At 66.4% G+C, this 20,711-nt stretch carries 13 protein-coding genes; 11 read left to right on the top strand and 2 right to left on the bottom strand.

What is annotated here, in order from left to right:
* The first annotated feature begins 227 nt into the window (after positions 1-227).
* On the top strand, positions 228-2,303 hold the full coding sequence (locus ACX3PH_RS02235; RefSeq protein ID WP_459088937.1) for a DEAD/DEAH box helicase: 2,076 nt from the start codon (positions 228-230) through the stop codon (positions 2,301-2,303).
* A 184-nt stretch (positions 2,304-2,487) separates the two neighbouring features.
* Here ACX3PH_RS02235 and ACX3PH_RS02230 read toward each other — a convergent pair whose 3' ends face one another.
* Positions 2,488-3,468, bottom strand: coding sequence for an EamA family transporter (locus tag ACX3PH_RS02230; protein ID WP_459088935.1), 981 nt, complete (start codon positions 3,466-3,468; stop codon positions 2,488-2,490).
* Between the two features lie 130 nt (positions 3,469-3,598).
* Here ACX3PH_RS02230 and kynA point away from each other — a divergent pair, with 130 nt between their 5' ends.
* The 7 genes from kynA (at position 3,599) to epsC (ending at position 13,895) form a co-directional block, all read left to right on the top strand.
* The gene (gene kynA, locus ACX3PH_RS02225; protein WP_459088933.1) at positions 3,599-4,462 is read left to right on the top strand and encodes a tryptophan 2,3-dioxygenase; all 864 of its coding nucleotides are present in this window, start codon (positions 3,599-3,601) and stop codon (positions 4,460-4,462) included.
* Entirely contained in the window at positions 4,459-5,511 is a 1,053-nt protein-coding gene (locus ACX3PH_RS02220) for an amidohydrolase family protein (RefSeq protein WP_459088931.1), read from the top strand. The genes kynA and ACX3PH_RS02220 overlap by 4 nt, the downstream gene beginning before the upstream one ends.
* On the top strand, positions 5,504-6,718 hold the full coding sequence (gene kynU / locus ACX3PH_RS02215; protein ID WP_459088929.1) for a kynureninase: 1,215 nt from the start codon (positions 5,504-5,506) through the stop codon (positions 6,716-6,718). Before ACX3PH_RS02220 ends, kynU begins: the two co-directional genes overlap by 8 nt.
* Positions 6,719-6,725: 7 nt before the next feature.
* Positions 6,726-7,541 carry a PaaX family transcriptional regulator gene (locus ACX3PH_RS02210; protein ID WP_459088927.1) on the top strand — a complete coding sequence of 272 codons (816 nt, stop codon included), beginning with the start codon at positions 6,726-6,728 and terminating at the stop codon, positions 7,539-7,541.
* Positions 7,542-7,840: 299 nt separating this feature from the next.
* On the top strand, positions 7,841-12,145 hold the full coding sequence (locus ACX3PH_RS02205) for an ExeM/NucH family extracellular endonuclease (protein ID WP_459088925.1): 4,305 nt from the start codon (positions 7,841-7,843) through the stop codon (positions 12,143-12,145).
* A gap of 236 nt (positions 12,146-12,381) precedes the next feature.
* A complete protein-coding gene (gene cysK, locus ACX3PH_RS02200) occupies positions 12,382-13,320 on the top strand; it encodes a cysteine synthase A (protein WP_459088923.1) in 939 nt (312 codons plus the stop codon).
* Positions 13,320-13,895, top strand: a complete 576-nt coding sequence (gene epsC / locus ACX3PH_RS02195) for a serine O-acetyltransferase EpsC (RefSeq protein WP_459088921.1) — start codon at positions 13,320-13,322, stop codon at positions 13,893-13,895. Before cysK ends, epsC begins: the two co-directional genes overlap by 1 nt.
* A 238-nt stretch (positions 13,896-14,133) precedes the next feature.
* Here epsC and ACX3PH_RS02190 read toward each other — a convergent pair whose 3' ends face one another.
* Complete coding sequence (locus tag ACX3PH_RS02190) at positions 14,134-14,541, bottom strand: hypothetical protein (protein ID WP_459088919.1); 408 nt, start codon at positions 14,539-14,541, stop codon at positions 14,134-14,136.
* 832 nt (positions 14,542-15,373) lie between these two features.
* Here ACX3PH_RS02190 and ACX3PH_RS02185 point away from each other — a divergent pair.
* The 3 genes from ACX3PH_RS02185 (at position 15,374) to recQ (ending at position 20,674) form a co-directional block, all read left to right on the top strand.
* A complete protein-coding gene (locus ACX3PH_RS02185) occupies positions 15,374-16,315 on the top strand; it encodes a CPBP family intramembrane glutamic endopeptidase (protein WP_459088917.1) in 942 nt (313 codons plus the stop codon).
* A 112-nt stretch (positions 16,316-16,427) separates the two neighbouring features.
* Positions 16,428-18,554 (top strand): acyl-CoA dehydrogenase family protein, encoded by a 2,127-nt coding sequence (locus ACX3PH_RS02180; RefSeq protein WP_459088915.1) that lies wholly within the window; start codon positions 16,428-16,430, stop codon positions 18,552-18,554.
* Between the two features lie 278 nt (positions 18,555-18,832).
* On the top strand, positions 18,833-20,674 hold the full coding sequence (recQ, locus tag ACX3PH_RS02175) for a DNA helicase RecQ (RefSeq protein ID WP_459088913.1): 1,842 nt from the start codon (positions 18,833-18,835) through the stop codon (positions 20,672-20,674).
* Positions 20,675-20,711 lie beyond the last annotated feature (37 nt).

Below are 20,711 nucleotides of genomic sequence, written 5' to 3'. Positions count from 1 at the left end.
GGGCCGGTCCTGTAACGTAGACAGGTCGGCTCTAGACATCGCGGTTTCGCGAATGGGTTTGTAAGTCTTTCGGGCCGGTTCCCACACATCAACTACTCCTTGAATGTGCCTGGGAAAAATCACGTATGTGAACGGTCCTGGCCAACGGTTGCTCGGGTTCCTGCAGTAGTGCAGCAAAAAGTGCTGTGCCCTGCCATGCAATTTGAAACAACCCGGAAAAAGCACCTATGTCAATCAACAAATTCACCGGCAAGAAGTCTGCCAAACGCACCGACTCGACCCGAGGCGGTCACAGCCCGAACCATCGCGGTTACCAGGCGGATGCTGCGGCTCCCGCCAAGAAGCGCTGGAACGCGGATGAGCGTGCCGCTCGCACCGGCGACAGCCAGCACTCGGCGGACCGCCGCCCCAACTGGACGCCTCGCGAGGACCGTCCGGCAAGCCAGCAGCGCACCGAACGCCCGTCATACGGTGACCGTGCAAATCGCACGGAGCGTCCGTCCTACAACGATCGTCCGGCTCGCACCGAGCGTCCCTCGTACGGTGACCGTCCGCAGCGTTCCGAGCGTCCCGCATACGGCGACCGCCCGGCTCGCACGGAGCGCCCGTCGTACAACGATCGCTCCAACAATTCTGCTGGTCGAGTAGGCCGCGAGCGAAGCGAGCAGCCGTATCGAGACCCCGCCGAACAGCGTGGCCGTTCCAGCAACGACCGCCCGTCCTATGGCGACCGTCCGGCGCGCACCGAGCGGCCCGCCTATGGTGACCGCGACAGCCGTTCAGAGCGTCCGGCCTATAACAAGGACCGCACGGAGCGTCCCTCGTACGGTGATCGCCCGCAGCGTTCAGAGCGCCCGTCTTACGGTGACCGCCCGGCACGCACGGAGCGTCCCGCATACAACAACGACCGCACCGAACGTCCTTCGTACGGTGAGCGTCCGGCGCGCACCGGGCGTCCCTCCTACAACGACCGCCCGCAGCGCAGCTTCGACGACCGTCCGAAGCGTTCGTTCGACGAGCGTCCGCCGCGCCGCGACTCCGACCTCTACCCGGCGCGTGACGCCAAGACTCACGCCCACCACGAGGATGTCGTCCTGGAGCGCCTCGAAGCCCAGGTAGTCACCGCCGGTGAGGTCGAGGGCAAGACGTTCGGCGATCTCGGCCTCGGCGACAACATCACCCGCCAACTGGCCTCCATGGGTGCGGAAGCGCCGTTCCCCATCCAGGCTGCGACCATCCCCGACGTTCTCGCCGGGAAGGATGTCCTGGGCCGCGGCAAGACCGGATCGGGCAAGACGATCGCCTTCGGCGCACCGCTGGTCGAGCGACTCATGGAGAACAACGGCGGCAAGGGCCGCACCGAGGGCCGCAAACCCCGCGCGCTGATCCTCGCCCCCACCCGCGAGTTGGCCATGCAGATCGACCGCACGGTTCAGCCCATCGCCCGCAGCGTTGGCCTGTTCACCACCACCATCGTGGGCGGCGTTCCCCAGCAGAAGCAGGTCATGACGCTGCGTCGCGGCGTTGACATCGTCATCGCCACCCCCGGTCGTGTCGAGGACCTCATCGAGCAGGGCCGCCTCGACCTCAGCCAGGTCACGGTCACGGTGCTCGATGAGGCCGACCACATGTGCGACCTGGGCTTCCTCGAGCCGGTGCAGCGCATCCTGCAGCAGACCAAGCAGGGCGGCCAGAAGCTGCTCTTCTCCGCCACGCTCGACAAGGGTGTTGCCACCCTGGTCAAGCAGTTCCTGGTCGACCCGGCCGTGCACGAGGTCGCCGGTGAAGACCAGGCGTCTTCGACCATCGACCACAAGGTGCTGCTCATCGAGCAGCGCGACAAGCGTGCCGTCATCGAGCAGCTCGCGGCAGGTTCGGGCAAGACCCTGGTCTTCGCCCGCACCCGTGCGTTCGCGGAGGAGCTCGCCGACATGCTCGACGATGCCGGCATCCCGGCCACGTCGTTGCATGGTGACCTCAACCAGTCGCGCCGTACCCGCAACCTGCAGATGCTGACCAGCGGTCGCGTCAACGTGCTGGTGGCAACGGATGTCGCTGCCCGTGGCATCCACGTCGATGACATCTCCCTGGTGATCCAGGCGGATGCTCCGGACGAGTACAAGACCTACCTGCACCGCTCCGGCCGCACGGGTCGCGCGGGCAAGCAGGGCACCGTCGTGACGCTGATCAACAAGTCCCGTCGTCGCAAGATGGACGAACTGCTGGGTCGCGCCGAGATCGACGCGACCATGGTCAACGCCGCCCCCGGCGATCAGCTGCTCGACCAGCTGGCCGCTCTGTAGTACCAGAACCCTTAACAACGAAGGCGCCTGCCCATCACGGGTGGGCGCCTTCTGTTCCGCGCCCGCCCACGCCAGCGCACAATCGAGGGACCTTTCGGCCAGCAGCACCGTCTGAGGGAAGTTCTTGCTGAGAATCGGCAGATTCTCCCTCTTTTCCGCGGTCAGAACCCTGGTGCGACTGGAGTTACACCACCGCGAGCATCGCGGCGGCGGCCAACGCCAGCACCAGCCCGGCGACCTGGCTGGGCGCGAGGCGCTCCTTGAGCACAACGGCGGCCAGGATGATCGTGCCGGCGGAGTACATCGCGGTCAGCACCGACATGATCGTCAATTCGCCGAGGCGGAGGCCCAGCAGCATGAGGGCGTTGGCGACGGCATCCAGAACGCCGCAGATGATCGCGAGCTTCAGGCCGGACAGCCACGGGTGCGGAGAGTGGGTTTCGGCGACCATGGTGGAGGGGTCGGCTTTGACATTGCTACCGGCCTCGACGAGCTCGGCTGGTCTCGACGAGCTCGACCCGCCTAACTCGCTCGACCAGCTAGAGGTCGGCCGACGGCGGGCGGCGACCAGCGCCAGCACGGCGATCGTCGCCACCATGATCGCAGCGTTCACCGACCGGTTCGCGATCAGCGGCAGCAGGCCGGAGTCGTCCGGTGTGAGGTCGATGAGGATCATGAAGACGCCGATCAGCGCACCGGAGCCGGTCGCCATGGCGAGGGCCTTCGCGCTGGGACGTACCGCGTTCTTCTCCGGAACGAAGCCGACGAGCACCACGGCGACCAGCGCCAGCCCGAGCGCGAGGTAGCCGGGCGGTTCGAGCCGTTCGCCCCGGATCAGCCCCGCCGTCATCGGCACGATCGCGGACACGACCGCGGTCAGGGGCGACAGGATGCTCATCGGCCCGATCGCGAGGCAGGCGTACAGAAGCACGATGGCTCCGGCCCCGGATATTCCGGACAGGCCGCCGTAGAGGATCGCTTCCCTCGACCATTCCCCGCCGATCAGCGGCAGGGCGAGCAGCAGCACGATGAGCCCGGCGACCGCCGCGATCGCGGTCACCCGGATGCTGCTGATCCGCTTCGATGCCAGCCCACCGAGGAAGTCGGCCGCCCCGAAAATGAGGGCGCCGCCCAGGCCGATGATGACGACGATGAGTGTGAGCACGAGGGATAATCTAAGCCACGGTGGTGAGGGCCTCGACGAGCTCGACAGGCTCGACCAGCTTAATTGACGAGTTCCATCCGCCTATGCAAAAGTGTGGCGGTCGTCTTGATTAAGTAATATGGTGTCGACCATGACGGATGCTGCTGCGGGCCACGAGAGAACAATCGAGGATGACATAGTCACCGACTTCCGTGACCGGATGAGTTACGGCTCCTACCTCCAGCTCGACCACCTGCTCTCCGCCCAGACCCCGGTCAGCGACCCGGTGCACCACGATGAGATGCTGTTCATCATCCAGCATCAGACGAGCGAACTTTGGCTGAAACTCGTACTTCACGAACTCGAATCCGCGCGCGCCCTGATCGCCGCCGATGAACTCCAGATCGCCCTCAAGCGCATCGCGCGGGTGAAGCACATCCAGCGCACCCTCACTGAACAGTGGTCCGTGCTGGCCACGCTGACGCCGAGCGAGTACTCCGAGTTCCGCGGCTACCTGGGCAACGCATCCGGTTTCCAGTCCTACCAGTACCGTGCCGTCGAGTTCCTGCTGGGCAACAAGAACGCCGGCATGCTGAAGGTGTTCGAGTCCAACGCCGAGGCGCACGCGCTGCTCTCCAGGCTGCTCGTCGAGCCGAGCGTGTACGACGAGTTCCTGCGTTACCTCGCCCGCCACGGCCACGACGTTCCGACGAGCGTGCTCGAACGCGACGTCACCCAGGGCTATGCGTTCCATGAGGAACTGGTCGCCACCTTCCGCAACATCTATGAGAACCCGGATGCGCACTGGCTCGCCTACGAGACCTGTGAGGAGTTCGTCGACCTCGAAGACAACTTCCAGCTGTGGCGTTTCCGGCACATGAAGACGGTGATGCGCATCATCGGCATGAAGCGTGGCACCGGCGGGTCGAGCGGGGTCGGCTTCCTGCAGAAGGCGCTCGACCTCACCTTCTTCCCGGAATTGTTCGCCGTCCGCACCGAGATCGGGCAGTCGTGACCGAAAGCTCCCCCCTGGTTTTCTCGACCGACGAGTGCTGGTCCGGTGGCTGGCGCGGGCCGTCGACGATGGTGGCGGATGCCGGCGGCATCCGTTTGGCGACGGATGATGACGGCCGCCCCGAACTGCATCTCCCCGGCACGATCTTCCCCGGCTTCGTTGACTCGCACGTGCACCTGGGCCTCGGCGACGCCGAGGCACTGCTCGCCGGCGGGATCGCCGCGGTCGACGACCTCGGCTGGAACCCGGAGATCGCCCGCACCTGGGCAGACCGCCCTGAACTGCCCAGGGCACGATTCGCCGGAGCTTTCATCACGACGGTCGGCGGCTACCCGTCCGACCGCGAGTGGGCTCCGGATGGCGCGGTCGTCGAAGTGGCCGACGCAGATGCGGCCCGCAGCGCGGTCGACCGTCAACTCGAGGCGGGCGCAAGCTTCATCAAGGTTGTCCTCAACTCGGATGCTGGCCCGGTGCTGGACGACCTGACCCTGAGGGCAATCGTCGGTCACTCACACGTTCGCGGCCGCGAGGTCGTTGCGCACGTCGAGGGCGCAGGTCAGGCGGCGCGGGCGTTCGAGGCTGGAGCCGATCGCCTCGCCCACACGCCGTGGACGGAACGACTCGACGACGCACTGCTGATGGCGATGGCCGGGCCGAAGGCTCGCACGCTGAGTGGCGCCCAGAGCTGGATCAGCACCCTCGACATCCACGGCTGGGGGGAACCGACGCAAGAGTTCGTCACTGCGAAGGACAACCTGCGCCGCTTCCATGCCTTCGGCGGCAACATCAGCTACGGCACCGACTTCGGCAACGGGCCGCTTCCGGCAGGCGTCAACGAGCGGGAGCTCCGCGCGCTCATCGCGGTCGGCCTGAGCGAGAACGGCGTGATTCGCGCCATGACCCCGCACAAGTACGGCCACGCGATCAGTTACGTCGCCGGCGAACGACGGGACGAGCTGTCGGAGTGGCTGGCCGGCGCATCCGTTATTACTGCCCACCAACTCGTGTCCCGAAACTTGCCCACCAACGAAAGGTCTGCGGATGACTGATACAGCCACAGCGGCGGCCGGCCTCGACGCCGCGGACCCGCTCGCCGGGTACCGCGACCTGTTCGTGCAATCGGATGATGTTGTCGCCTACCTGGACGGCAACTCCCTCGGTCGCCCCACCAAGGCGAGCGCCGAGCGGCTCGGCCGGTTCGTCACCGACCAGTGGGCGTCACGCCTGATCCGTGGCTGGGATGAGTCCTGGTACCACCTCCCGCTCGCCCTGGGCGACAAGCTGGGGGCAACCGTTCTGGGGGCTGCGCCCGGGCAGGCGTTCATCGGCGACTCGACCACGGTCATCCTGTACAAGCTGATTCGCGCCGGTCTTGCCGCCCGCCCGGATCGCCACGAGATCATCGTCGACCGGGGCAACTTCCCGACCGACCGGTATGTGCTGGAAGGCATTGCCGCCGAATGTGGCAAGACGCTGCGCTGGATCGACGCCGACCCGAACGGCGGGGTGACGCCCGACGAGGTAGCCGAACTCCTCGGGAAGGATACGGCGCTGGTCGTACTCAGCCACATCGCCTACCGCTCCGGTTACCTCAGCGATGCCCCGGCGATCACGCGGCTCGCCCACGAGGCCGGTGCGCTCGTGCTCTGGGATCTCTGCCACTCAGTCGGGGCGGTCCCGCTCGAACTCGACGCCTGGGGAGTCGACCTGGCCGCCGGATGCACCTACAAGTACCTGAACGGCGGGCCGGGGTCGCCCGCCTTCGGCTACGTGCGGTCGGACCACCAGGCAACCATGGTGCAGCCGATCCAGGGCTGGATGGGCAGCTCCGAACCGTTCGAGATGGGTCCGCGTTACCAGCCGCATGACGGCATCCGCCGCTTCATCAGCGGAACGCCGGCGATCGTCGGCATGCTCGCGATGCAGGACATGCTCGACCTCATCGCGGAGACGGGAATGGACCAGCTGCGTGCCAAGTCGGTTCGGCTCACCGAATATGCGATCACACTGGTCGATGAACTGCTGGTGCCCCTGGGGGTAGAACTCGCATCCCCGCGCGACTCCGCAAAGCGGGGAAGCCACGTCACGATCGACCACGACAGTTTCCAGCAGGTGAATGCCCGGCTCTGGGAGCAGGGGATCATCCCCGACTTCCGGCGTCCGAACGGCCTGCGCCTGGGGCTGTCGCCACTCACCACCAGTTTCGCTGAAGTGCACCTCGGAGTTGACGCGATCAGACACGCGATGATCGAGTGATGGCGCCGTGATCCTCGACGATTTCGACGCCCGTCCGGGGAGTGCCACTTCGATGTTGCGCACCATCATCGGCGCGCACCTGCGCAGTATCGGCGGCTGGGCCTCGATCGCCGGCCTGATCACGCTGATGGGCGCCGTCGGGGTCTCGCCGGTCAGCACCCGAAGCGCGGTATTGCGGGTCAAGACGAAGAACCTGTTGACCGCCGAAACCGTCGGAGGCCAGGCAGGCTACCGGCTGAACCCCGAAGCAGTGCCGATGCTCGAGCGTGGAGACCGCCGGATCTACTCGTTCCGCCAACAGGGGGACAACGACCTGTGGTGCCTGATCTCGTATTCGATTCCCGAAACCAAGCGTGATGCCAGGCACCAGCTTCGGCGTCGCCTCGGCTGGATCGGATGCGGCACGGTCGCGACGGGACTCTGGATCTGCCCGGCGTTCCTCGCCGACGAGGTGGAGGAGATCCTGAACGACCTTGGGTTGCGCGAAACCGCGACTCTGTTCATGGCATCCGAGTCCCGGTTGTCCGGCACCCCGACCGAGGCTGCGGCTCGCTGGTGGGACCTCGACCGGCTCGCCAAACTGCACACCACCTTCCTGGAGCGGCATACGGATGCGACGCCGGCCGCTGACGAGAAGGAAGCCTTCTCGCGGTACATCCGGGCACTGGACGACTGGCGCATCATCCCGTACCTGGATCCCGGGCTGCCTGCGAGTGCGCTGCCGGCCGACTGGCCAGGGTTCGAGAGCGTGGCGCTGTTCGGTCGGCTCACCTCCACGCTGGCGCACCCCGCCGAGGCGTACGTGCACTCCGTGGTCGGCTGAGCGCGTCAGCCGACCCCTCCCGCTCGCGGCGCGCATCGATCGGAGGTTCGCTAGCGCATATGCGTGCGCGCCCCAGCGGTTCGTGCGCGTGGCGTTTCCGCGCCGCACGCATCGACGCACGCACCACAGATGCGTGCGCGCCGCCCGGAAGGCGGCCGGGGAACATCCGGTTACGCGCAGATGAGCAATTCGCGCAAACCCTTGGAATCGTCGTCCCTCAGGGTTAATGTAGCTTCGACCCCCGTTCGGGGGTAGACCTACTCGTTCCGTATCGTCATCTTCGAGGGGACCCCACTGCCATGCAGGATCACGAGCACACTCGCCGCCGCACACGCCTCAGCGTTGCGGCGGTTGCTGCGTTTGCCCTAGGACTCACCACCGTCGGGGTTCCGGCCGCGTTCGCCGCCGAACCAGACCAGACCATCGTCGCGGTCCAGGGCACCGCCGACACCCAGGGCAGCGGCGGCGCGAGCCCGCTGGTCGGCTCGACCGTCACCGTCGAGGGAATTGTGACGGCAGACCACCGCGGGGTATCCGGCTACCGCGGTATTTTTGTGCAGGCCCCCGGAACCGGAGGGGCGACGGATGCCACACCGGGTGCCTCCGACGGCGTCTTCGCCTACCTGAACAACACCAACCCGGCCGTCGCCCTGGGCGACCTGGTGACGGTGACCGGCGTCGTTGCCGAGAACTTCGGGCAGACCCAACTCGGAGCCGGCGCGACGCCGGCCGTGGTCGAGCTCGTCACCGCGGCCGCTGAGGTTCCGGCGGAGCAGCAGGTCAGCGCCTCCCCGCTCGCCGATACCGTCGTCGGCACCGACCGTGAGGCGTTCGAAGGCATGCTGGTCGCCCCGACCGGTACCTACAAGGTCTCCTCCAGTCACCAGCTGTTCAATTTCGGCAGCCTCTGGCTGAACGCCGGCGAGCTCGCCGTGAAGAGCACCGAGACCACGGATGCCGGCGCAGACGCGAACGCGATCGCCGCCGCCAACCGGGCTAACCGCATCCTTCTCGATGACGGCTACAACATCCAGGTCACCAACGCCAGCCACCCTGGCACCCAGCCCTACTTCACCGCAGGCACCGTGGTGCGAAATGGTGACACCGTCGCCTGGCCGGCCAACCCCTACGTGCTCGGCTACGGCTTCGATGACTGGCGCCTGCAGCCGACCGTCCCGATCAACGACGCCAGCGCGGCCGCGTTCAAGCCGACCTTCGATGCGACCAACCCGCGCCCGGCATCCGCCCCCGTTGTCGGCGGCGACCTGGCGATCGGCAGCTTCAACGTCTTCAACTACTTCACCACCCTGACCAGCGAGAACTCGAGTGCGCGCGGTGCAGACAACGCCGCCGACTTCGCCATCCAGCAGGCGAAGATCGCGGCGGCCATCAACGCGCTCGACGCAGACGTGGTGGCACTGCAGGAGATCGAGAACTCGATCAAGCTGGGCGAACCGGCCGATGAGGCTCTCGCCGACCTCGTTTCAGCGCTGAATGCCGCAGCCGGTTCCGCCGTCTGGGACTACGTGCGCACCCCGGCCGCACTGCACGATGCGGCCATCACCGACTTCATCACCAACGCCATCATTTTCAAGACGGATGCTGTTGAAACGGTGGGTGACAGCTTCACCCAGGTTGACGAGACGGTGTGGGACATCGCCCGCGAGCCGATTGCCCAGACCTTCGAGGCGCTCAGCACCGGCAAGGTGTTCACGGTCGTCGCGAACCATTTCAAGTCGAAGAGCGGCACCGGGGCTGAACCGGCCGACGGCCAGGGTCACTTCAACGCCGAACGGGTCGAGCAGGCCACCAGCCTCGCCGCCCTGGTCGACACCATCACCGCCGACGAGGCGAAGAGCGCAGATGTGTTCCTGGTCGGCGACTTCAACGCGTACGCCGAGGAAGACCCGATCCAGGTGTTCACCGACGCGGGCTACGTCGACCTGGTACCGACGCACACCGACGACCAGTACACCTACACCTTCGACGGGGAGCTCGGCTCGCTCGACCATGTGATCGCCACCCCGTCGGCTGCGGCATCCGTCACCGGCGCCGGCGTCTGGAGCATCAACTCGCCTGAGTGGTCCGACCGCGGCTACGAGTTCGACGCCGCCGACGCGAGCACCGTGTACCGCTCGAGCGACCACGACCCGATCAGGGTGGGTGTCAGCGCCGAGCTGGCCCCGATCGAGATCGAGATCCTCACGGTGAACGACTTCCACGGGCGCCTGGAGGCCGGCTCCGGAATTCCGGGGGCCGCACAGATGGGCGGGATGGTCAACTTCTGGGAGGCGGCGAACCCGAACACCACGTTCGTCGGTGCCGGTGACTTCATCGGTGCATCCACCTTCACCTCGTTCATCCAGAACGACCAGCCGACCATCGACGTGCTGAACGAGATCGGCCTCGACGGCAGCTCCTTCGGCAACCACGAGTTCGACCAGGGGCGGGCGGATGTCGATGAGCGCATCCTCGACGCCGCCGACTGGCCGTACGTCGCAGCGAACCTGTACGACGTCGATACCGGCGAGCCGGCCTACGACGAGTACTTCCTGCAGACCTTCGATGGGGTCGACGTCGGATTCATCGGCGCCGTGACAGAAGACCTGCGCGAGCTGGTCAGCCCGGCCGGAATCGAGTCGCTCGAGATCCGCAGCATTGTCGATGAGGTCAACCGCGTCGCCGAGTACCTGACGGACGGCAGTGATGCGAACGGTGAAGCGGATGTGCTGGTGCTGCTGGTGCACGAAGGCGCGGCAACCAGCGATATCAGCTCATCGACGGATGACTCGGCGTTCGGCCAGATCGTCATGGGGGTCGACCCGGAGATCGGCGCCATCGTCTCCGGCCACACCCACCTGGCCTACGACCACGAGGTCGAGGTGCCAGGAATGGACCGTCCGCGCCTGGTCATCTCGGCCGGGCAGTACGGCCAGAACTACGGCCACCTCGACTTGAGCATTGACGCGGAGACCGGCGAGATCCTGTCCTTCACCGGTGAGGTCCTCCCGATCACCGGCTTCGTGCCAGATCCGGAGGTTGCCGCGATCGTCGCCGAAGCCACGAAGGTGGCGGACGTCCTGGGAAAGGTGAAGGTCGGCGAGATCACCGACGACTTCTACCGGGCAGTGCAGAACCCGTTCCTGGGTGTCCCGCCGAACCCGTTCCCCGAGAACCGTGGCGGTGAGTCGACCCTCGGCAACTTCGTCGCCGATGTTCAGCTCTGGGCAGCATCCGAACTGGGTGCCGAAATCGCGATCATGAACCCGGGCGGACTGCGAGCCGACCTGGTCTACGAGTCCTCCGGACCCGACGACCCGGACGGCAACGTCACCTACCGGGAGGCGGCCGACGTGCAGCCGTTCGCGAACACGCTGACCACCATGACGCTGACCGGTGCGCAGCTGAAGCAGGTGCTCGAGGAGCAGTGGCAGCCGGACGGCGCCCAGCGCCCGTTCCTGAAGCTCGGCCTGTCCGGAGGCTTCGAGTACGCCTACGACCCGGCCGCTCCGGCCGGTGAACGGATCACCGCGCTCTACCTGAATGGTGAGCCGATCGACCCGGCCGCCGAGTACAAGATCGTGGCGAACTCCTTCCTCGCGGCAGGTGGAGACAACTTCTTCACCCTGGCGGAGGGAACGGATCGGGCCGATAGCGGGCGAGTCGACCTCGCCAGCATGGTGGACTACTTCGAGGCCAACCCGGTCGCGTCTCCGTCCTTCGAGCAGCACTCGATCGGCGTGCACGTGACGCCGCCGGCGCCGTACAGCGCTGGTGACCAGCTCACCCTCGACCTGTCGTCCCTGGTCTTCAGTCGCGGTGGTCCCACCACCGGGATCGTCGAGGTCCGGGCGGGCGAAACGGTGCTCGGCACCGGCCAGATCGACGGAACCATCGTCGACACGACGGACGAACAGGGACGGGCATCCGTCACCATCACCATCCCGGAAGGCACCCCGGCCGGCACGCTCGTGCTGACCATTGCGGTGCCGGAGACGGGCAGCTCCATCGACGTGCCGATCGAGGTCACCTCCGACCTGGAGTCGATCGAGGTCGTCAAGGAGCCGCGCATCAAGGGCAACGCGGAAGTCGGCAAGACCCTGCGTGTCGACCCCGGCAAGTGGAGTGTGAAGCAGCCCGAGTTCAGCTACCAGTGGCTGCGCGACGGCCAGCCCATCGAGGGCGCGACCAACCAGCGGTACGAGGTGACCGTGGAGGACGTGGGCACATCCCTCAGCGCCCTGGTGACTGCCAGCAAGGACGGCTTTGCCGATGGCACCGCGGAAACGGCTGCTGTGTCGGTCGACAAGCTCGACTCGCGGGTGTCGGCGAGCACCAGCCGGTTCCTGATCTGGGGTGACCAGACCTTGACGGTGGATGCCCGGGTTAGCGTTCCCGGGGCGAGCGGAGTCGATGTGACCGGTGACGTGAACATCCTGGACGGCGGCGAAGTGGTGGCCACAGCGACGCTGGATGACCGCGGCCGGGCATCCGTCGACCTTGACGAGCTGGACCGTGGTTTCCACTGGATCAGCGTCGAGTACGCGGGCACCGACCTGATCTCCGGTTCGACCAGTTGGCCCCACCTGGTGCTGGTCCTGTAGCCCGGTGGCGTCCGGGAACGAATACTTCGCTCCTCAACTCAAACATTGAGCGGTTGGGATGGCCGAAAAGCGTGGCCATCCCAACCGCTCAAAACTCGCACCCCGCGAAGCATCCGTACCCGGCCGCTCGTGTGGGCTGTGATTCCCGAAGAAACATTGTTGCCGCTCCCAGCACAGGAAACTAGGGTGATCACGACTCATATCGCTCCCCACGACACGAAGGATCAGCTGAAACCATGGCCGGCCGCATTTACGAAAACGTCGCAGAACTGGTGGGCAACACCCCGCTGGTCCGTCTCAACTCCCTGACGGAGGGCATCGATGCGATAGTGCTGGCGAAGCTCGAGTTCTACAACCCCGCCAGCAGCGTGAAGGACCGCATCGGCGTCGCCATCATCGACGCTGCCGAGAAGGCCGGTGCCTTGAAGCCCGGCGGAACGATTGTCGAGGGCACCAGCGGCAACACCGGCATCGCACTGGCCATGGTGGGTGCCGCACGCGGCTACAACGTGATCATCACCATGCCGGACACGATGAGCCGGGAGCGGCGGGCGGTCATCCGTGCGTTTGGTGCGCAAATCGTGCTCACGCCGGGCAGCGAGGGTATGAGTGGTGCGGTGGCGAAGGCCCGCGAGATCGTGGACAACACGGAGAACTCGATTTGGGCCGACCAGTTCGGCAACCCGGCGAATGCCCTCATCCACCGTGAGACCACCGGCGAGGAGGTGTGGGCGGACACGGACGGTGCGGTCGACATCTTCGTGGCCGGTATCGGTACCGGCGGAACCCTGAGTGGTGCCGGCGGCCTGCTGAAGGAGCGGAAACCCGGCGTCCAGGTGATCGGTGTTGAGCCGGTCGATTCGCCGATCCTCACCCAGGGCAAGGCCGGTCCTCACAAGATCCAGGGCCTCGGAGCCAACTTCATTCCCGATGTGCTCGACCGTGACGTGTACGACGAGATCATCGACGTCACCCTGGCCGAGTCGCTGGACACGGCGCGCAAGCTCGCATCGCAGGAGGGCATCCTGGCCGGGATCTCCTCCGGTGCCAGCGTCAGCGCGGCGTTGCAGGTGGCGAGGCGTGCAGAGAACGCGGGCAAGACGATCGTGGCCGTGGTGCCGGACTTCGGTGAGCGCTACCTGTCGACGGTGCTGTTCGACCACCTGCAGGACTGATGTTCTCCCGCGTGCGGGAGGACATCCGCACAGCGCGCCATCGGGACCCGGCCTCTCGCAGCAACGCGGAAGTGTTCTGGCTGTACTCCGGTGTGCACGCGGTGTGGGGCTACCGCCTGGCTCACCGGATGTGGCGGCATCGTGGCCTGAAGTTCCTGGCCAGGCTGGTGTCGCAGTGGACGCGTTTCCTCACCGGTGTGGAGATTCATCCGGGTGCCACGATCGGCCGCCGGTTATTCATCGACCACGGGATGGGCGTGGTGATCGGCGAGACGGCTGAGCTCGGCGACGACGTGATGCTGTACCACGGTGTCACTCTCGGGGGTCGGAGTTCTACCCGCGAGAAGCGTCACCCGACGCTCGGCAACCACGTCACGGTCGGCGCCGGTGCGGCCGTCCTCGGCCCGGTGACGATCGGCGACTCCTGTGTGGTGGGCGCGCAGGCGGTGGTGACGACGGATGCGCCGGCCCACTCCCTGCTGGTCGGCATCCCCGCGAAGCCCCGCCCGATCGAACCGAAACCGCACGAGTTCGACCCGGAGTTCTTCGTCGATCCCGGCAACCACAGCATCTAGCAGGCCCCCTCCGCCGGGCTGCCTTCTCGGGCGCGTCAGCATCCGCTGCCGCGCGGCTCAACCTCCGCTGCGCGTACCGATCCGTGATCCGTGACTGTGGGCCTGACGACCGCGCGCATGCACCCGTGGCTCGCTATGGCATATGCGTTAGCCGTGCACCGGATCCGTTCGCGGTGTCCCTCGCGCCGTTCTATGTCGTCCTGCCGGGTCTCGTGGCGAACCCCCGATCCGTGCGCGTTTAGCGCGTACCGGGCACCAACCCGAAGGGTCGAACCCAGGCAGCAAGTCGCGTCCGGTCGTAGGCGATGTCCCAGTTCCACCGGACGAAGCCCTTCACCAAGCGTCGCATGCGGTCCTCACGTGCTTTCTCGGCCTTCTTCACCTCCTCAGCGGACAGGCCCGAGGGAGATTTGGCACCGTCGTACTTGAAGTCGCCGTCGCTCTCGCCAATCAGATCCAGCTCCGGCCAATAGAAATCGGCATTCCCGATGAATCCGTCGTCGTCATAGAACGGCACCTGGAGTCGAGGTGCCGGAAACCCGAGCAGCATGAACTGCGCCCGGCTGAGCGACTCGAGTAGTGATCCGGCCTCGCCATTGGCAAATTCAATGGCCTTGAGGGCCTTCGCCGACCCTGAGTACGGCACAAGGGAAGCGAGCAGGTCGATGAGTGTCTCTTTTGGTGCACGCGTTGACCCTCAACTGCTCGCGGAACTCTCCCTCCTTCGGCTGCCGAAGTCCGTGATCCAGCATGCCGACTGCCCGGGTGAATCGGCTGGTGCAGCTCACGTCGACCAACGTTCGAGCCAGGGAGGTCACATGCAGCCCTTCAATCTCGTACTCTCGCGCGTCTTCTCCGAAGCAATGCCGACGGATGTTGTTGTGCGAGCGACCACCGGATGCTCGTGGGCTGAGTAGGTGCACACTCTGCGACCAGGGCCCGAGCGTTGGCAGGCCCCACAACACCGCCGCAGAGTCGTGTGAGAACTGCGGCGTGCGAAGAACCTCGGCTGCGGCGTGAACCTGGAAGCGGTACGCATCGTCGCGTTCGACTGTGACACCGGGTGCCATCGGCAGGTATACCCCAGACCGCAATCGGGTGATGGCTCCGGATGAGTGCAGTCGACGAAGCTCACTCTCAGAGCCGGTAGCGCGGGCATTGCGGTACAGGAGGAATTCGGGGATCGTGCGTGTTGTCTGCATGGTGCAGTTTCGTAATGGCGCCGTCGCCGCAACGGGGGACTCCGGACATCCGTCAGCCGAGCGTCTGAAGCTGGGTTGTGGAGGACGGGACGCGCCCCTATGTCTGGTTCGGTTCGCGCATGCATCAGAGCTTCGCGACATTGCGCGCGCATGGATCCGCAGCCCGTGCACGCATATGGGTGGGCGACTCCCCGATCCAACCGCGCGGCGGTCCTAGCGACAGCAGAGCGACCCGTCCACGCCCACGCCCAGTCGCAGCAATTTAGGATTGACCCCGTGAATCTTGCCTATCACCGCCTGGCCCGCTCCTCGCCGAAGTACCGCTGGTGGAAACCCATCGTCACCGGGCTGATAGCGCTCGCGTTCTTCATCGTCTTGACGGTGATCGTGACTGTGCCGCTCGTCGTCCTTACCGTCATCGACCCGAACGGGTTCGGGGCTGCCTTCGGGCCGCTGATCTACGAGGGCGTCATCGACTCCACGGTCCCCGCCGTGCTGGCGTTCTCCCTTGTCGCGATCGCCATCATGCTGCCCGCCATCTGGTTGGCGAGGCTCATCATGGGGCCGCGTCCGGTGGGGTTGCTCTCCTCGGTGGCCGGGCGCCTCCGGTGGCGGTGGATGCTCCGGCTGGTCATCCCGGCGCTGGTCGCGTTCGGTGCATCCTTCGTCCTGTACCTGCTGGTTCTCCCGCCGATCATGGGCGAACCCGTCCTCGAGATCGTGGTCGGGCCTAACCTGTGGCTGATGCTGGCGATCATCGTGCTGCTGGTGCCGCTTCAGGCGACCGCCGAGGAGTATGTCTTCCGCGGTTACCTGATGCAGACGATCGGCGGATGGCTGAAGCATCCGGCGTTCGCCATCCTGCTGCCGGTGCCGTTGTTCATGATCGGCCACCTGTACGACGTGTGGGGCCTGCTCGACGTCGGTGTGTTCGCCGTCTTCGCGGCCTGGCTGACCTGGCGCACCGGCGGGTTGGAGGCGGCCATCGTCGCCCACGTGATCAACAACGCGTCGATCTTCGTGCTGGGCGAGTTCGGCCTGGTCGACACGAACACCACGGAGGGCAGCCTGGTCGGGGTGCTGGTGACCGGTGCCACTCTCGCCCTCTACAGCTGGTTCGTGGTCAGGCTTGTCCACAGGCACGGACTGCAAACGACGCGTCTCGTTGTGGAAGTCCAACCGGAGCCGACCACGGAGATTGTGGGAAACCACAGCTAGCCCGAGTGGTGGCTCGGTCTGCTTGTAGGCGCCTCACTGAACACTTTGGCACCGATGCCGCCATGCTTAGCCTGAGGGAAGTTGTTTTCCGCACCCGATAGATGAGGATGCCATGGCTATCTCCGATCCCACCACGAAGTCGTCGAATTCCGCCGTGCCGCGCGCCGCCGCCGGCCTGGAGACCGAGGTCGACGGTCACCTGGATGCTGCCGCAAGCGGTTCCGCGCCCGCCGTCGATGTCGCGAGCCTGAACCGCCAGCTGCTGGGAACCTGGGCGGATGTCCGCAGCGAGGCCCGCAGGCTGGCCGCCGACCCCGCGCTTCACCAGCTCCCTGGCCTATCGATGGAGGAGCACCGCAAGCGCGTGTCGTCCCAGCTGATGCTGCTGGTGGAGAACGGCCACGTGCACCGCGGTTTCCCGAAGGAGCTCGGCGGCGAGGACGACAACGGCGGCAACATCGCGGCGTTCGAGGAGCTGGTCACCGCCGACCCGTCGCTGCAGATCAAGGGCGGCGTGCAGTGGGGCCTCTTCGGTTCGGCCGTGCTGCACCTGGGGACTGAGGAGCACCACAGGACGCTCCTGCCGCGCATCATGAACCTGGAGGTGCCGGGCGCCTTCGCAATGACGGAGACCGGTCACGGCTCCGACGTCGCATCCGTCGCGACCACTGCCACCTTCGACGTCGACGCCCAGGAGTTCGACATCCACACCCCGTTCCGTGGGGCGTGGAAGGAGTACCTCGGCAACGCCGGCGTCGACGGCACCGCCGCCGTCGTGTTCGCGCAGCTGATCACCGACGGGGTCAACCACGGCGTCCACGCGTTCTACGTGCCGATCCGCGATGAGGCGACCGGCGAGTTCCTTCCCGGGATCGGCGGTCTCGACAACGGGCTGAAGGGCGGGCTGAACGGTATCGACAACGGCCGCCTGCATTTCACGCACGTGCGGGTTCCGCGCGTCGCGCTACTCAACCGGTACGGCAACGTGGCGGAGGACGGCAGCTACACCTCGTCGATCAGCAGTCCGGGCCGCCGCTTCTTCACGATGCTGGGAACCCTGGTGCAGGGACGGGTGTCGCTGGACGGCGCCGCGACCGCAGCATCCGCCATGGGCCTCACCATCGCCGTAACGTACGGCAACCAGCGCCGCCAGTTCACCGCCGGCAGCGACACGGATGAGGAGGTGCTGCTCGACTACCAGCGGCATCAGCGCCGGCTCATCCCGCGCCTGGCCACCACCTACGCCCAGACGTTCGCCCACGACGAGCTGCTGGTGAAGTTCGATGCCGTGTTCAGCGGCAAGGAAGACACCGACGACGACCGCGAAGACCTGGAGACGCTGGCCGCTGCCCTCAAGCCGCTGTCCACCTGGCACGCGCTCGACGCACTGCAGGAGGCCCGCGAGGCCTGTGGCGGTGCCGGCTTCATGGCCGAGAACCGCCTGGTCGGGCTGCGCGCCGACCTCGACGTGTACGTGACCTTCGAGGGCGACAACAACGTGCTGCTGCAGTTGGTGGCGAAGCGGCTGCTCACCGACTACAGCTCCAAGTTCAAGAATGCGGATGCCGGTGCGCTCGCCCGCTACGTCGTCGAGCAGGCGGCAGACCGGGCCTACCACGGCACCGGCCTGCGACGGTTGGCCCAGACGGTTCGCGACTTCGGCTCCACGGCCCGTTCCGTGCAGGAACTGCGCGAGACCGACGTACAGCGCGAACTGCTCACCGATCGTGTGGAGACGATGGTGGCGGAGGCGGCGCAGAAGCTGCGTCCGGCGTCGAAGATGTCGAAGAAGGATGCCGCGGAGCTGTTCAACTCGCAGCAGAACCAGCTGATCGAGGCCGCACGGGCACACGGCGAACTGCTGCAATGGGAGGCGTTCACCCGCGCAGTGGAGAACGTGCAGGATCCGGGTACCCGGCAGGTGCTGGAGTGGCTGCACGACATCTTCGGGCTGGGCCTGATCGAGAAACACCTCGCCTGGTACCTCATCAACGGACGACTCTCCCCGCAGCGGGCACAGGCGATCACGGCGTACATCGACCGGCTGATCGCGCGCCTTCGTCCGCACGCGCAAGGCCTGGTCGACGCGTTCGGCTACGGACCGGAGCACCTGCGGGCGCTCATCTCCGAGGGCGGTGAGGCTGAGCGCCAGGACGAGGCGCGCGCCTACTACCGCGAGCTGCGCGAGTCCGGAAACGCGCCGATCGACGAGAAGACCCTGCGCAAGAAGAAGGGCTGACGCCGCCTCCCTGGTTGATTTCGCCGAGACCTTCCCCTAGCGGTGCCCGACCACCGCCGCGCGCACGGATCGGAAGGGCGCCTATGCAAATGCATGCGCGTCCCTCCGATGTGGTGGCGCGTCCTTCCGCGCTTCGCCGTTTCATGCGCGCGCCACCGAGAGGCGCACGCCGCATAGGCGCAGGTTGCCCCGAGGCTGGGCCTTCCGCTGCCCTTGCCGAAGGCGCGTTGTCCATACCTCCGAGCCGAACTGTCACCCACCCCAGCTACCCTGAGTACATGACGTCGGCATCCGCTCCCGCCCCCCAGCTTGCGGAGACGGATGCTGCTCTCGACGTGCTCCACCGGGTGTTCGGCTACGACTCGTTCCGCGGCGAGCAGGCCGCGATCATCCGCCAGCTGGTTGACGGCGGCGACGCCCTGGTGCTGATGCCGACCGGCGGCGGCAAGTCGCTCTGCTACCAGATCCCCTCACTGGTGAGGGAGGGCACCGGCGTCGTCATCTCGCCGCTGATCGCCCTGATGCAGGACCAGGTGGACGCCCTCTCCGCGGTGGGCGCGAAGGCGGCCTTCCTGAATTCGACGCAGGGGGCGGATGAGCGCCGCCGGGTGGAGGAGGCGTTCCTCTCCGGCGAACTCGACCTGCTCTACCTGGCCCCCGAGCGTCTGAAGATCGAGTCGACCGCCGAGCTGCTCGACCGCGGCAAGGTCGCGCTCTTCGCGATCGACGAGGCGCACTGTGTTTCGCAGTGGGGTCACGACTTCCGCCCCGACTACCTCCGGCTGTCCGTGCTGCACGAGCGCTGGCCGACCGTTCCGCGTATCGCCCTCACCGCGACCGCGACGGAAGTCACCCACGCCGAGATCGCCCAGCGGCTGCAACTAGAAGACGCGAAGCATTTCGTCGCAAGCTTCGATCGCCCGAACATCCAGTACCGCATCGTGCCGAAGGATGACCCGAAAGCCCAGCTGCTGAACCTGCTGCGCACCGAACACGATGGCGATGCCGGCATCGTCTACTGCCTGTCGCGCGCATCCGTCGAAACAACCGCGCAATACCTGGTCGACCACGGCATCCCGGCCCTCCCCTATCACGCCGGTTTGGACGCGGCCACGCGGGCCTCGAACCAGTCCAGGTTCCTGCGCGAAGACGGAATGATCATGGTCGCCACCATCGCGTTCGGCATGGGCATCGACAAACCGGATGTCCGGTTCGTCGCCCACCTGGATCTCCCGAAATCGGTGGAGGGCTACTACCAGGAGACCGGTCGGGCCGGTCGTGACGGCCTCCCCTCGACCGCGTGGCTCGCCTACGGACTGCAGGATGTCGTGCAGCAGCGGAGGATGATCCAGACCTCCGAGGGCGACCTGGCCCACCGGCGGCGTCTCGGTGCGCACCTCGACGCGATGCTGGCCTTGTGCGAGACCGTTCAGTGCCGGCGAGTGCAGTTGCTGAACTACTTCGGGCAGGCCGGCACGCCGTGCGGCAACTGCGACACCTGTTTGCAGCCGCCCGAGTCGTGGGACGGGACCATCCCGGCCCAGAAGCTGCTGTCGACGGTGGTGCGCCTGCAGCGCGAGCGCGGCCAGAAGTTCGGGGCGGGGCAGTCGATTGACATCCTGCTGGGCAAGGAGACCCCGAAGGTGAAGCAGAACGGCCACGAATCGCTCAGCACTTTCGGCATCGGCACCGACCTCAGCGAGCAGGAGTGGCGGGGAGTGGTTCGCCAACTGCTCGCCCAGGGCCTGCTCGCCGTCGACAACAGCGGCTACGGAACACTGGTGCTCAGCGAGACGAGCGGCGAGGTGCTGCGGGGCGAGCGCGAAGTGCTCCTCCGCCGCGAGCCGGAGCGGTCGGCGTCGCGCAAGGTGAAGCGTTCGAAGGCCGCCGTCGACCTGCCGCCCGAATCGCTCGACTTGTTCGAGCGCCTCCGCGCCTGGCGTGGCGCGGAGGCCAAGGAGCAGGGCGTCCCCGCCTATGTGATCTTCCACGATGCGACCCTGCGTGAGATCGCGGTCGTGCGACCGCAGACGGTCGAAACCCTCGGCACCATCACCGGTGTCGGCGAGAGCAAGCTCGCGAAGTACGGCGAAGGCATCCTCGAAGTGCTGGCCGCGTAAGCGAATATTCCGCAGTTGGCATGCAGCCGCTCCTAAG

The sequence above is a fragment of the Homoserinimonas sp. A520 genome, assembly GCF_054489245.1.
This window is presented reverse-complemented; position numbering and strand designations above follow the sequence as displayed.